The organism is Pelomonas sp. Root1444 (assembly GCF_001426885.1).
GTDB lineage: Bacteria > Pseudomonadota > Gammaproteobacteria > Burkholderiales > Burkholderiaceae_C > Pelomonas.
Map to the genome: position 1 here is coordinate 254,323 of NZ_LMFP01000008.1, position 12,761 is coordinate 267,083.

The 12,761-nt window shown below is 68.2% G+C and carries 14 protein-coding genes; 10 read left to right on the top strand and 4 right to left on the bottom strand.

Annotated elements, in window-relative coordinates:
- Positions 1 to 75 precede the first annotated feature (75 nt).
- Positions 76 to 915: an HDOD domain-containing protein gene (locus ASD35_RS10965; protein ID WP_056874960.1), complete on the top strand. Its 840-nt coding sequence runs from the start codon at positions 76 to 78 to the stop codon at positions 913 to 915.
- A gap of 12 nt (positions 916 to 927) precedes the next feature.
- Here the strand turns inward: ASD35_RS10965 and ASD35_RS10970 are convergent, their stop codons facing one another.
- Positions 928 to 1,464, bottom strand: a complete 537-nt coding sequence (locus tag ASD35_RS10970; RefSeq protein ID WP_162254446.1) for a histidine phosphatase family protein — start codon at positions 1,462 to 1,464, stop codon at positions 928 to 930.
- Positions 1,465 to 1,561: 97 nt separating this feature from the next.
- On the opposite strand from ASD35_RS10970, the gene ASD35_RS10975 reads away from it, so the two are divergent.
- From ASD35_RS10975 to ASD35_RS10990, 4 genes are read left to right on the top strand one after another with little or no spacing between them, the layout of a single operon-like run.
- The gene (locus ASD35_RS10975; protein ID WP_056874962.1) at positions 1,562 to 2,818 is read left to right on the top strand and encodes a lipoprotein-releasing ABC transporter permease subunit; all 1,257 of its coding nucleotides are present in this window, start codon (positions 1,562 to 1,564) and stop codon (positions 2,816 to 2,818) included.
- Positions 2,811 to 3,500, top strand: coding sequence for a lipoprotein-releasing ABC transporter ATP-binding protein LolD (gene lolD / locus ASD35_RS10980; protein ID WP_056874963.1), 690 nt, complete (start codon positions 2,811 to 2,813; stop codon positions 3,498 to 3,500). Before ASD35_RS10975 ends, lolD begins: the two co-directional genes overlap by 8 nt.
- Positions 3,497 to 4,351: a formyltetrahydrofolate deformylase gene (gene purU / locus ASD35_RS10985; RefSeq protein WP_056874964.1), complete on the top strand. Its 855-nt coding sequence runs from the start codon at positions 3,497 to 3,499 to the stop codon at positions 4,349 to 4,351. The genes lolD and purU overlap by 4 nt, the downstream gene beginning before the upstream one ends.
- 15 nt (positions 4,352 to 4,366) lie before the next feature.
- Entirely contained in the window at positions 4,367 to 5,179 is an 813-nt protein-coding gene (locus ASD35_RS10990) for a TatD family hydrolase (RefSeq protein WP_056874965.1), read from the top strand.
- Here the strand turns inward: ASD35_RS10990 and ASD35_RS10995 are convergent, their stop codons facing one another.
- Together ASD35_RS10995 and ASD35_RS11000 are read right to left on the bottom strand one after the other, a co-directional pair.
- A complete protein-coding gene (locus tag ASD35_RS10995; protein ID WP_056874966.1) occupies positions 5,180 to 6,001 on the bottom strand; it encodes an MOSC domain-containing protein in 822 nt (273 codons plus the stop codon).
- 12 nt (positions 6,002 to 6,013) lie between these two features.
- The gene (locus tag ASD35_RS11000) at positions 6,014 to 6,823 is read right to left on the bottom strand and encodes a mechanosensitive ion channel family protein (RefSeq protein WP_056874967.1); all 810 of its coding nucleotides are present in this window, start codon (positions 6,821 to 6,823) and stop codon (positions 6,014 to 6,016) included.
- A 47-nt stretch (positions 6,824 to 6,870) separates the two neighbouring features.
- On the opposite strand from ASD35_RS11000, the gene ASD35_RS11005 reads away from it, so the two are divergent.
- From ASD35_RS11005 to ASD35_RS11025, 5 genes are all read left to right on the top strand, one after another.
- Positions 6,871 to 7,392 carry a DNA-deoxyinosine glycosylase gene (locus tag ASD35_RS11005; protein ID WP_157275493.1) on the top strand — a complete coding sequence of 174 codons (522 nt, stop codon included), beginning with the start codon at positions 6,871 to 6,873 and terminating at the stop codon, positions 7,390 to 7,392.
- A 1-nt stretch (position 7,393) separates the two neighbouring features.
- Positions 7,394 to 8,176 (top strand): spermidine synthase, encoded by a 783-nt coding sequence (locus tag ASD35_RS11010; RefSeq protein WP_369819202.1) that lies wholly within the window; start codon positions 7,394 to 7,396, stop codon positions 8,174 to 8,176.
- 9 nt (positions 8,177 to 8,185) lie between these two features.
- A complete protein-coding gene (locus tag ASD35_RS11015) occupies positions 8,186 to 10,006 on the top strand; it encodes a GspE/PulE family protein (protein ID WP_056874968.1) in 1,821 nt (606 codons plus the stop codon).
- A gap of 86 nt (positions 10,007 to 10,092) precedes the next feature.
- Positions 10,093 to 10,557, top strand: a complete 465-nt coding sequence (locus ASD35_RS11020) for a tripartite tricarboxylate transporter TctB family protein (RefSeq protein ID WP_056874969.1) — start codon at positions 10,093 to 10,095, stop codon at positions 10,555 to 10,557.
- Positions 10,558 to 10,567: 10 nt separating this feature from the next.
- Complete coding sequence (locus ASD35_RS11025; RefSeq protein ID WP_056874970.1) at positions 10,568 to 12,079, top strand: tripartite tricarboxylate transporter permease; 1,512 nt, start codon at positions 10,568 to 10,570, stop codon at positions 12,077 to 12,079.
- Positions 12,080 to 12,502: 423 nt separating this feature from the next.
- Here the strand turns inward: ASD35_RS11025 and ASD35_RS27575 are convergent.
- Positions 12,503 to 12,761: hypothetical protein (locus tag ASD35_RS27575; protein ID WP_162254447.1), on the bottom strand; the 259-nt coding region annotated here is incomplete at its 5' end.

Consider the following 12,761-nt stretch of genomic DNA (forward strand, 5'->3'; position numbering starts at 1 on the left):
GGTGGTGAAGTCCGTGGCGCGGCGCGGTCTGTCGTCCTAGACTGGGTTCATCCAAACGCCCCCCGGAGGCCCGCGATGAGCGCAGCTGCGGAACGCTTCTTCCTCAAGCACAACGCCTTGCCGATCATGCCGGAGGTGGCCACGCGGCTGCTGAAGAGCTTCGACGACGACGCCGTCGGCCTGAGCCACATCGCCGCGCTGATCGAGAAGGACGGCGCGCTGTCGGCCAAGGTGCTGCGCCTGGCCAACACGGCCCACTACAGCCCCTCGCACCAGATCGCCAGCGTCATCGATGCCGCCCATGCACTGGGCCTGGAGACCCTGCGCAACCTCGCCATGGCAGCCTGCCTGAGCGGCGCCTTCCCGCAGGTCCCGGGGCTGGACCGCGCGACCTTCTGGCGCCACAGCGTGGCCACGGCCAACTACGCGCGCATCCTGGCCCGCATGCTGGGCGCCGATGCCACCACCGCCGATACCACCTACCTCGCTGGCCTGATGCTGCGCACCGGCCAGCTGCTGATGGCCGCCGACGCGCCGCAGCTGGTGGCCGACGTCGAGACCCATGCGGCCGAGCCCGGCAGCCGCTTCTCGCTGGAGGAGCACCGCTTCGGCTGCACGCATGCCGACGTGACGGCCTCGCTGGCGGCGCACTGGCATTTCCCGGACGCGATGGTGGAGGCCTTCAAGGACGCCAACGCGCCGCTGGAGATCCGCCCCTTCTCGCTGATCGCCGCCGTGCTGCACGTCGCCGAGGTGCTGGCCGACGCGGCCGAGCACCACGACGAACCGGTGCAGGCACTCAAGGTGGCCGTGCCCGAGCTCATCGTCCACCTGCACCTGGACCTCGACCTGCTGGCTGCCAAGATCGCCGCGACGGGCGACCCGGCGGCCGAGGTCGAGCAGATGCTGCATTGAGCGCGCAGTCTCCTACAGGCAGCCCGCCTCCGGCGCGGCGCTCGGCGCGCCATAGTTGAACTGCGCCCAGCGCGGCGGCTCGGCGGCGGGTTGCAGCACGAAGGCGTGATGGAAGCTTGTCTCGCACAGCGCCGCCAGCTTCGGCCCGCCCAGTGCCGCAAGCACGGCGGTCACCGTGTTGCTGTGGCCCACGACGAGCACGGCACCTGTCTGCGCCCGCACCGCGTCTGCCACCGCCTGCACATGCGCGGCCGTGCCGCCGCGCTTGGCTTCGACCGGTTGCACCTGCAAGCCCAGCGCCTGGGCCAATGGCGCGGCGGTGTCGCGTGTGCGCCGCAGCTGCGTGGTCAGGATGGCGTTCACGCGCAGGCCAACCAGCGCCTGCGCCAGGGCTTGCGCGCGCTGCTCGCCGGCCGGTGTCAGGGCAGGGTCGCCCGCGGGCTCGCTCGCGCGTTCGGCATGGCGCACGAGGATGACCAGCTCGGGCATGGCCGCAACCGGCAGGGCGAGAGCGCCTGTCAGCAGACAGGCCAGGAGCGGGACGGACAAGGGCTGCATCGGCGTTCCAGAAGAGGGCTTGGGGCATTCTCGCCATGGACTGCCAGTTACCATGCCGGCCCCATGCAGCACGCCATCGCACCGCCCCATGCCCTCGCCGTTTGAACTCCAGGTCGGCTGGCGCTATGTGCGCGCCGGCCGCGGCGGGCGGCGCAACCGCTTCATCAGCTTCATCTCCGGCGTGTCCATCTTCGGCATCGCGCTGGGCGTGGCGGCGCTGATCATCGTGCTGTCGGTGATGAACGGCTTCCAGCGCGAGGTGCGCGACCGCATGCTCAACGTCATCGCCCATGTCGAGCTGCTGGACTATTCGGGGCAGGCGCTGCCCGACTGGCAGGCCACGGCGGCCAAGGCACGCCAGAACCCCGAGGTCATCGGTGCAGCGCCCTTCATCGCGAGCCAGGGCCTGATCGCCCGTGGCGAGGACATGCGCGGCGCCATCATCCGCGGCATCTCGCCCGCCGAGGAGGCCAGCGTCACCGGCCTGGGCGCGGCGCTCAAGGACGGCGTCTTCGCGAAGCTGCAGCCGGGCGCCTGGAACATCGTGCTCGGCGCCGAGCTGGCCCGGCAGCTGGGCGTCGGTGTGGGAGACAAGATCACCGTCGTCGCGCCCGGTGGCCAGGTCACGCCGGCCGGCGTGGTGCCACGGCTGCGTGCCTTCAATGTGGCCGGCACCTTCAGCGCCGGCCACTACGAATACGACTCGGGCCTGACGCTCATCCATGTGGACGACGCGGCCAAGCTGTTCCGCACGGAGGGCCCGACCGGCGTGCAGCTCAAGCTGCGCGACGTGCACGACGCCCGCCGCGTCGCCGCGGAGTTGAAGCAGGCGATGGGGCCGGACATCCTCGTGCGCGACTGGACGCGCGCCAACGCGAACTGGTTCGACGCGGTGCAGATCGAGAAGCGCCTGATGAGCATCATCCTGACGCTGATCGTCGCCGTCGCTGCCTTCAACCTGGTATCCACGCTGGTCATGACCGTCACCGACAAGCAGAGCGACATCGCCATCCTGCGCACGCTGGGCGCCAGCCCGCGCTCCATCATGGGCATCTTCATCGTGCAGGGCGCGGTGGCCGGCGTCATCGGCACGCTGTCGGGCGTGGGCCTGGGCCTGCTGGTGGCCTGCAACATCGACGTCATCGTGCCGACCATCGAGCGGCTGCTCAACGTCAGCTTCCTGCCGGGCAGCATCTACGTCATCAGCCAGATGCCCAGCGACCCCCAGAGCGCCGACATCGTGCCGATCGCGCTGGTGTCGCTGGTCCTGTCCTTCCTCGCCACGCTCTACCCGAGCTGGCGCGCCAGCCGCGTGCAGCCGGCGGAGGCGCTGCGTTATGAGTGATCCCCACATCCTTCAGGCGACCGGCCTGACCCGCCGCTTCGAGGAAGGCGGCCTCGACGTGACCGTGCTGCGAGGCGTCGACCTGGCCGTGCAGCGCGGCGAGACGCTGGCCATCGTCGGCGCCTCCGGCTCGGGCAAGTCCACGCTGCTGCATCTGCTCGGCGGGCTGGACGTGCCGACCGCCGGCAACGTCACGCTGATGGGCAAGCCCCTCGCGGGCATGGACGAGGCCGAGCGCGGCCGCTGGCGCAACCAGCACCTGGGTTTCGTCTACCAGTTCCACCACCTGCTGCCCGAGTTCTCGGCGCTGGACAACGTCGCCATGCCGCTGCGCATCCGCCGCCAGACGCCGGCCGAGGCGCGCGAGCAGGCGGCGCAGATGCTGGCCCGCGTCGGCCTCAAGGAGCGCGTGCTGCACCGGCCGGCCGAGCTGTCCGGCGGCGAGCGCCAGCGCGTGGCCATCGCCCGCGCCCTCGTCACCCGGCCGGCCTGCGTGCTGGCTGACGAGCCCACCGGCAACCTCGATCGCGACACGGCGACCGGCGTCTTCGAGCTGATGCTGGAGCGCGCCCGCGAACTCGGCACCGCCTTCATCCTCGTCACCCACGACCGCGACCTCGCGGCGCGCTGCGACCGCCAGCTGCGCCTGGTCGCGGGGCAATTCCAGGCGACTCCCGCATGACTCCGCGTTTTGTTCTGAAGCTCTCCTGCCCCGACCGCGCGGGCATCGTGCATGCCGTCACCGGCGTGCTGCTGCAGCAGGGCGGCAACATCATCACGTCGCACCAGCATGGCGACGCCGACCATGCGCGCTTCTTCATGCGCATCGAGTTCGAGGCCCAAGCGGAAGAGGGCGCGCTGCAGGCCGCCTTCGCGCCGCTGGCCGCGCAGTTCGAGATGGACTGGGAGCTGGTGGCGCGTGCCCGCAAGACGCGCGTGCTGCTGCTGGTCTCCAAGCTGGGCCATTGCCTGAACGACCTGCTGTTCCGCGTGCAGACCGGGCACCTGCCCATCGAGATTCCGGCCATCGTGTCCAACCACCGCGACTTCTACCAGCTCGCGGCGTCGCACAACATTCCCTTCCACCACTTCCCGCTGCTGGGCGGCACCGACGCGCAGAAGGCCGCGCAGGAAGACAAGATCCGCGAGGTCGTGGCCGACAACCAGATCGACCTCGTCGTGCTGGCGCGCTACATGCAGATCCTGTCGCCCGAGCTGTGCCGCGACCTGAGCGGTCGCGCGATCAACATCCACCACAGCTTCCTGCCCAGCTTCAAGGGCGCCAAGCCCTACCACCAGGCCTACGAGCGTGGCGTGAAGCTGATCGGCGCGACGGCCCACTACGTGACCAGCGACCTCGACGAGGGGCCCATCATCGAGCAGGAGGTCGCCCGCATCGACCACAGCATGCCGCCCGAGCAACTGGTCGGCATCGGCCGCGACATGGAGTGCGTGGCGCTGGCACGGGCCATCCAGTGGCATGCCGAGCACAGGGTGTTACTCAACGGCAACCGCACGGTGGTGTTCCGCTGAGATACAAGGGAAGGCATGTGGATCGACACCCACTGCCATCTCGACGCGGCCGAGTTCGACGCCGACCGTGACGCCGTCGTCGCGCGCGCCAAGGCGGCGGGCGTCAGGCAGATCGTCATTCCCGCCGTCGATGCGCACAACCTGGAGCGCGTGCGCGAGCTGGCGCATGAACACGACCTGACCTATGCGCTCGGCATCCATCCGCTGTGCGTGATGGGCGCGAAGCCGGACGACCTGGATCGCGTCGCCGAGGCGCTGGAGCGTCACAAGGACGACGAGCGGCTGGTCGCCGTCGGAGAGATCGGGCTGGACTATTTCGTCGAGGGCATCGACGAGGATACGCAACTGCGCTTCTACGTCGAGCAGCTCAAGCTCGCCAAGCATGCGGGCCTGCCGGTGCTGCTGCATGTGCGCCGCAGCGCCGACAAGCTGCTGGCCGGCCTGCGCCGTGTCGGCTTTTCGCACGGCGGCATCGCGCATGCGTTCAACGGCAGCGAGCAGCAGGCGCAGGCCTTCATCGACCTCGGCTTCAAGCTGGGTTTCGGCGGCACGCTGACCTTCGAGCGCTCGCTGCAGATCCGCCGCGTCGCGGCCAGCGTGCCCGACGATGTGCCGGTCATGGAGACCGATGCGCCCGACATCCCGCCGCAGTGGCTCTACAAGACGGCGGAGCAGCGCGAAGCCGAGCCGGGCCAGGCGCGCAACGAGCCGGCCGAGTTGCCGCGCATCGCCGAAAGCCTGGCCGCGCTGCGCGGCTGGACCGTGGAGCAGGCGGCCGAGATCACCAGCGCGAATGCGCGCGCCGCGCTGCCGCGGCTGCCGCGCTGATCAGCCGGTGCCGAAGTTCAGCGACAGCTCGACCCGGTCGCCCACGCACAGCGCTCCTGCGCCGTTGCCGCGTGCATAGATGCCGAACTGCACCGGCTCGCCCGGTGCCCGCTCGGCGCTGAGCCGGGTCAAGGCGTCCAGCGCGAACGGCTGGGGTTCGCCGGTGGCCGGGTCCACCGTGGGCATCACGCAGCGCACGCAGGCCGAAGTGCGGCCCAGCGCCAGCGCGCCGATGCGCGCTTCGATCATGATGTCTTCGATGAAGGGCGGCAGCTCGCCGCCGTTTTCCGCACTCAGCAGGACATTGGGCCGCGCGCGTTGGGCCAGCCCGTTCAGCGGCTCGGCGAGCGCCTCCTGCCAGGACTGCAGAGAACCCTCGCTGACGATGTGCAGGGCGTTCAGGATCGGCCGACGTTGCGCTTCGATGCTCAACCGCACCAGCCGCAGCCGTTCGCCCGTGGTGGCTTTCAGCAGCGCGGCGGCGTCCTCGCCAGCGTCCCAGACCTGCAGCACATCGAAGGCCTGCCGTTCGCCGTTCCAGCCGCGCACCTCCAACGCGTCACCGCCGTCACCCGGTACGGTCAGCGACCGCCCCTGGGCCAGAAGCTCCAGATCCGGGCCGACCGACCGCGCATGGACCAGGGCGAGCCGCGGGTGAGCGCCCATCCAGGTCAGCTCGCCGCCGGCATCGACGATGCCCCAGCCGCGGTCCCCGACGGGCCAGCCGTCGGCGTCGAGCTGCAGCGTGTCGACCGACTCGCCGGCGCAGGACTTGACCGGATAGCGCCAGAGGCCGGCAATGCGGGCGGTGAGATCGGTCATGGTGGTGCCTTGTCAGCGGTTGCGCGGGGCGATCGGCGTCTCGGGCACGGGATAGCCGGCGGCGCCGAAGGTTGCGACGATGGCCTTGTGCGTGTCGAAGTAGACCTGCCAGTAATGGTCGGTGTGGCAGTAGGGCCTCACGCAGAGCAGCGGGCCCTCGGGTGTGAACTCCAGGATCTCGATGTCCGGCGGCGGCTTGTCCAGCACGTTGGGAATCGCGGCGATGGCCGGGCGCAGCTTGGCGATGGCTTCCTGGGCGTCGACGCTGTTGGCGACCTTGGCTTTGCAGTCCACGCGCCGGTGCGGCAGCATGGAGTAGTTCTGGATGGCGCCGCTGAAGACGGTGTTGTTGCCGATCAGCGTGTGCACGTTGTCCGGCGTGTGGATGGTCGTGCCGAACAGGCCGATCTCGGTCACGGTGCCGGTCACGCCGCCGGCCTGCACGAAGTCGCCGACCTTGAAGGGCCGCAGCACCTGCATGAAGACGCCGGCCGCGAAATGCGTCAGCAGCCCACCCCATGCGGTGCCGATGGCCAGGCCCGCGCCGGCCAGCAGGGCGGCAAACGAGGTCGTCTTGACGCCGAAGATGTCCAGGATCGCCAGGATGAGGACGAGGTTCAACAGCACGCCCAGGATGGAGCGCAGGTAGGTCGCCAGCGTCGAGTCGATGCGGTGGCCGCGCTGCAGCGCGGCGGAGAAGACGCGCAGCGCGACCGAGATAAGCCACCGGCCGATGACCCAGGCGGCAATGGCCGCGAGAATCTTCAGGCCGAAGTCCACGCCCTGGGTGCTGAGAAACAGCCAGATGGCTTCAGTGTTCATGCGTCGTCCTCCCAGTCAAAAGTCCTGCATCGTCGCAGCTGCCGCCCGTGCCCGCCAAGCCCCCAAACCCTGAGACTGAGCGGCTCATCGGTCTCGCGCCGGTCTTCGACACGCGTGCCCGGCTGCTCGTGCTCGGCAGCTTCCCCGGCGCGGCCTCATTGCAGGCGGCGCAGTACTACGCCCATCCGCGCAACGCCTTCTGGCCGGTGATGGGCGCGCTGCTGGACGAGTGCGACATGCGAGCGCGGCCGTATGAGGAGCGTCTGCAGACGCTGCGCCGCCACCGCATCGCGCTGTGGGACGCGGTGGCCGCATGCCAGCGCGAAGGCAGCCTGGACACGGCCATCGAAGCCGCCGAACCCAGCGACCTGGGCGAGCTGGTCGCACGCCTGCCGACCCTGCGGGCGATCGCCTGCAATGGCGCGCTGGCGCACAAGCAGACGCTGCTGGCGCTGCCGGGCACCGAGTTGCCGGTGCTGCGCCTGCCGTCGACCAGCCCTGCGCATGCGGGCCTGGGCCTGGCCGACAAGATCGATGCGTGGCGCAAGGCGCTGGCGCCCTACCTCTAGGATGCCGGCCATGACATCCAAGCGGCAAACCTGGGGCCCGGCGACGCTGAGCGAATTCGACGGCGTGCGCTTCCTGCACCTGGACTCGATCTGGGTCCAGGGCGCGATGCGCATCCGCAAGCCCGACCAGCTCGAACTCGAATACATCCAGCGCATGTGCGCCTGGATGCTGTGGCGCGACCCGGCCACTCTGGGCGAGGGCCATGCGGTGCAACTGGGCCTGGGTGCCGCGGCGCTGACGCGCTTCTGCCATGGCCAGCTGAAGATGCGCACGACGGCCGTGGAGATCAACCCCGAGGTGATCGCCGCCTGCCGGCAGTGGTTCCGCCTGCCGGGCAATGACGCGCGGCTGAACGTCTTGAACGAAGACGCGGCCCGCTGGGTGGTGGACGATGCCAACTTGCAGACCGTCGACGTGCTGAACGTCGACCTGTATGACCACGACGCGGCGTCGCCCGTGCTGGACGACGAGGCCTTCTACGCCGCCTGCCGCGGCGCGCTGGCCGATGGCGGGCTGATGACGGTGAACCTGTTCGGCCGCAGCGCCAGCTTCGCGCGCAGCGCGCTGCGCATCGCCAAGGCCTTCGGGTCGGACCAGGTCTGGAGCCTGGCGCCCACCAAGGAGGGCAACACCATCGTCGTCGCGGCACGCGGCGTGCAGGTGCCGCACCGCGATGTGCTGGAGCAGCGCGCGGCTAATATCGAATCGCGCTTCAAGCTGCCGGCCCGCAAATGGCTCAGGCTTGTCAGGCCGCTGCCGATGAGCATCCTCCACGCACTCTGAGTCCCGCCGATGTCGACCAAGCTCAAGCCTCAGGCCCCCGCCTTCAAGTCCGACGGCCGACTGGAATGGCGCACGCTGTTGAAGTGGTTGCTCGAGGACGGACTCATCGACGAGACGCAGGTCCAGCGCACCGAGCAACGCCTGGGTGCCGGTGACAGCTCGCTGCACCCGCTGGTGCGCCTGGGCCACGCCAATCTGGTGCGCCTGACAACCGGCAAACCGATGGATGTGGACGCGTTGACGGAATGGCTGGCCGTGCGCGCCAGGCTGCCTTATCTGCGCATCGACCCGCTCAAGGTCGACGTCGGCCGCGTCGGCGACGTGATGTCCATCGGCTATGCGGAGGCCAAGCGCTGCCTGCCGGTGCAGTTCGGTGTCAACGACGTGACGATCGCGACGTCCGAGCCCTTTGACACCGGCTGGGTCGCGCAGATCGAGTCGCATGTGCGCAAGCCCATCAAGCTGGTCATCGCCAACCCGCTGGACATCGCCCGCTACACGACCGAGTTCTTCACGCTGGCGCGTTCGGTGCGGCAGGCCGCCAAGGCCGGCGAGCAGAGCCAGGTCGCCAGCTTCGAGCAACTCGTCGAACTGGGCCGCAGCACCAAGCAGCTGGACGCCAACGACCAGGGCGTCGTGCAGGTGGTCGACTGGCTGTGGCAGTACGCGTTCGACCAGCGCGCGTCGGACATCCACCTCGAGCCGCGCCGCGAAATGGGCGTCATCCGCTTTCGCATCGACGGCGTGCTGCACACGGTCTACCAGCTGCCGCCCACCGTGATGGCGGCGATGACGTCGCGCATCAAGCTGCTGGGCCGCATGGACGTCGTCGAGAAGCGCCGCCCGCTGGACGGCCGCATCAAGACGCGCAACCCGGCCGGCGACGAGGTGGAAATGCGGCTGTCGACGCTGCCGACTGCCTTCGGCGAGAAGATGGTCATGCGCATCTTCGACCCGGAAACGGCGGTCAAGGATTTGTCGTCGCTGGGCTTCGGCCAGCATGACTCGGACCGCTGGGAGGCGCTGGTCAAGCAGCCGCACGGCATCATCCTGGTGACCGGCCCGACCGGCAGCGGCAAGACCACGACGCTGTATTCGACGCTCAAGCGGCTGGCGACCGACGAGGTCAACGTCACGACCATCGAAGACCCGATCGAGATGATCGAGCCGGCCTTCAACCAGACCCAGGTGCAGAACGTGCTCGACTTCGGTTTCGCCGAAGGCCTGCGCGCGCTGATGCGCCAGGACCCGGACATCATCATGGTCGGCGAGATCCGCGACCTGGAGACGGCCGAGATGGCCATCCAGGCTGCGCTGACCGGCCACCTGGTGTTCAGCACCTTGCACACCAACGATTCGGTCTCGGCCATCACGCGCCTGACCGACCTGGGCGTGCCGAGTTATCTAATCAGCGCGACCATCATCGGCGTGCTGGCCCAGCGCCTCGTGCGCACGCTCTGCCCGCACTGCAAGCAGCCCGATCCCCTCGTCACGCGCGAGAGTCTCAACGACCTGGTGCGCCACTGGCGGCTGGGTGGCGGCGTGCGGCCGTACAAGCCGGTGGGCTGCCTCGAGTGCCGCAACACCGGCTTCCGTGGCCGGGCCGGCCTTTACGAGCTGCTGACGGTGACCGAAGGCGTCAAGTCGGCGATGCATCCGTCGCCCGACCTGCCAGCCCTGCGCCGCCAGGCCGTGCAGGAGGGCCTGCGCCCGCTGCGCCTCGCGGGTGCGATGAAGGTGGCCGAAGGGGTGACGACGGTCGAGGAAGTGCTGCGCAGCACACCGGCCTGGGATGACGACGGCCGGCGGGCGCCGGGTGCTTACGTGTAATCCACAGGCCGGCGGCCGCCCCCCGCTGAGAGAATCGCCCGCACGAAATCGCGCGCATTCCCGCGGCGCGCTGGAGACATGACGCAATGAAAATCAAGAGCCAGCGGGACTTCTGGTCCGGCCTGCTGTTCCTGGTGGTGGGCGTGGCCTTCGCCTGGGGCGCAACCAATTACTCCTTCGGTACTTCGGCCCGACCCGGCCCGGGGTACTTCCCCTTCGGTCTGGGCATCCTGCTGGCGCTGATGGGCAGCCTCGTGCTGTTCAAGGCGCTGACGCTGGAGTCAGAAGGCGGCGACCCGATCGGCGACGTCGCCTGGCGGCCGCTGATCATCATCATTGCGGCGATCGTCGTGTTCGGGCTGGCGCTGCCCCGCCTGGGCATGGCGTGCACGCTGCCGTTGACCATCCTGCTGTCGTCGTTGGCCGGCCGTGAGTTTCACTGGCTGGACTGGCTGATCAGCAGCGTCGTGCTGACCGTGGGCAGCTGGGCGCTTTTCATCCTGGGCCTGAAGCTGACCATTCCGCTCTGGCCCATCTACTTCAACGGCTGAGGGGCGGCACATGGATCTGTTGAACAACCTCAGTCTCGGGTTCCAGACGGCGCTGACGCTGCAGAACCTGATGTACGCCTTCTTTGGCACCGTGCTCGGCACGCTGATCGGCGTGCTGCCGGGCCTGGGCCCCGTCGCCACCATCGCGATGCTGTTGCCGTCGATCTATGCGCTGGACGCGACGCCCGCCCTGATCATGCTGGCCGGCATCTACTACGGCGCGCAATATGGCGGCTCGACGACGGCCATCCTCATCAACGTGCCGGGCGAATCCAGCTCGGTCGTCACCGCCATCGACGGCTACCAGATGGCGCGCCGCGGCCGCGCCGGCGCGGCGCTGGCCGCTGCCGGGCTGGGCAGCTTCTTCGCCGGTTGCGTCGGCACCATCATCATCGCGGCGTTCGCGCCGCCGCTGACGGAACTCGCCTTCAAGTTCGGCTCGGCGGAATACTTTTCGCTGATGGTGCTGGGCCTCGTCGGTGCCGTCGTGCTGGCATCCGGCTCGTTGATCAAGGCGATCTCGATGATCGTGCTGGGCCTGCTGCTGGGCCAGATCAACACCGATGTGATCACCGGCACGGCGCGCTTTTCCTTCGACATCCCGGAATTGACCGACGGCATCGGCTTCGTCGTCATCGCGATGGGCGTGTTCGGCTTCGGCGAGATCATTGCCAACCTGGGCCAACCGGAGGAGCACCGCGAGGTCTTCACCAAGGAGGTCAAGGGCCTGTGGCCGACGCGGGAGGACTTCCACGACGCCTGGCCCGCGGTGCTGCGCGGCACGGCGCTGGGATCCATACTCGGCGTGCTGCCGGGCGGCGGGGCATTGCTGGCCTCGTTCGCCTCGTACACGCTGGAGAAGAAGGTCGCCCGCAACCCGCGCGTGCCTTTCGGCAAGGGCGCCATCCAGGGCGTCGCCGGCCCGGAGAGCGCCAACAACGCCGGCGCCCAGACCAGCTTCATCCCGATGCTCACCCTCGGCATCCCACCCAACGCAGTGATGGCGCTGATGGTGGGCGCGATGACGATCAAGGGCATCCAGCCGGGCCCGCAGGTCATGACGAGCAACCCCGAGCTGTTCTGGGGGCTGATCGCGTCGATGTGGCTCGGCAACCTGATGCTCATCGTGCTGAACCTGCCGCTGATCGGCATCTGGATCAAGCTGCTGACGGTGCCCTACCGCTTCCTCTTCCCGGCCATCGTCGTCTTCTGCTGTATCGGCACCTACTCGCTGAACAACAACAACTTCGATGTGTTCATGACGGCGGGGTTCGCCCTGCTGGGGTACGTCTTCTACAAGCTCAGCTGCGAGCCGGCACCGTTGCTGCTCGGATTCATTCTCGGGCCGATGATGGAAGAGAACCTGCGTCGTGCGCTCTTGCTCGCCCGCGGAGACTGGAGTACGTTCATGACCCGCCCCTTATCCGCGGGCCTATTGATCGCCGCAGCGCTGATGATCGTTGTCGTCATGCTGCCGTCCATCAAGAGCAAGCGGGAAGAGGCGTTTCAAGAAGAGGCTTGAGGCTTTGATGAGTGGTGGCCGGCGCGGTTCTCGCCGCCTGGCTTGGCGCGCGACCAACCGTGCGGGGATGCTTGTTCAGTGCAGGCCCCTCTCTAGCGTCCAGTTGCAAACGACGGAGCGATGGAGCAGGGTCCGTAGCGGTCAGATGCGGTGAGAGCCTCGCCCATACTGGGATATGGGCGCCCGTTGGTGCGACGGCGATGCTGTCGTTACTGACACCGCCGGTGGGACTGGCCGACGCCGCCGCGTCAGGCGTGGCTCGTGCCAGCCCCGACGCAGTCGTCCCAATATAAGAGGGGGCAGAAGACGCGAGCGCTTCGGCAGGAGCATGGGCGGCCTGTCGAGTTTGCAGGGCATCGCAAAAACGGTCCACACCTCTTGCGCCGGCTGAAAAACCTGTGCTAAAGTCGTGGGCTTCGCTGATCACAGCGCTGCAGCCGGAAATGGCGGCGGAGCGGGACGAGCGAAGGCGGGCCGAGAGGCTTGGCAGGCGGGCTTGAGAGAGTCGGCGAGTGCTGAGAAGTTCAAAGAATTTTTCAAAAAGCGCTTGACGACGCTGCGAAAGCAGATCAAAATCTCGCCTCTTTGCTGCTGACGACTGAATGCGAAAGCAAACAGTATGAGGCGACAAAGAAAGAAGCAAAGTTGCTGAGTATCGAGAAAAGAAATTTTCAAAAATACT

Bases quoted from the DNA above. Each gene is read 5' to 3' on its own strand.
- ASD35_RS10965 (WP_056874960.1), top strand. From the start codon at position 76: ATGAGCGCAGCTGCGGAACGCTTCTTCCTCAAGCACAACGCCTTGCCG.
- ASD35_RS10975 (WP_056874962.1), top strand. From the start codon at position 1,562: ATGCCCTCGCCGTTTGAACTCCAGGTCGGCTGGCGCTATGTGCGCGCC.
- lolD (WP_056874963.1), top strand. From the start codon at position 2,811: ATGAGTGATCCCCACATCCTTCAGGCGACCGGCCTGACCCGCCGCTTC.
- purU (WP_056874964.1), top strand. From the start codon at position 3,497: ATGACTCCGCGTTTTGTTCTGAAGCTCTCCTGCCCCGACCGCGCGGGC.
- ASD35_RS10990 (WP_056874965.1), top strand. From the start codon at position 4,367: ATGTGGATCGACACCCACTGCCATCTCGACGCGGCCGAGTTCGACGCC.
- ASD35_RS10995 (WP_056874966.1), bottom strand. From the start codon at position 6,001: ATGACCGATCTCACCGCCCGCATTGCCGGCCTCTGGCGCTATCCGGTC.
- ASD35_RS11000 (WP_056874967.1), bottom strand. From the start codon at position 6,823: ATGAACACTGAAGCCATCTGGCTGTTTCTCAGCACCCAGGGCGTGGAC.
- ASD35_RS11010 (WP_369819202.1), top strand. From the start codon at position 7,394: ATGCCGGCCATGACATCCAAGCGGCAAACCTGGGGCCCGGCGACGCTG.
- ASD35_RS11015 (WP_056874968.1), top strand. From the start codon at position 8,186: ATGTCGACCAAGCTCAAGCCTCAGGCCCCCGCCTTCAAGTCCGACGGC.
- ASD35_RS11020 (WP_056874969.1), top strand. From the start codon at position 10,093: ATGAAAATCAAGAGCCAGCGGGACTTCTGGTCCGGCCTGCTGTTCCTG.
- ASD35_RS11025 (WP_056874970.1), top strand. From the start codon at position 10,568: ATGGATCTGTTGAACAACCTCAGTCTCGGGTTCCAGACGGCGCTGACG.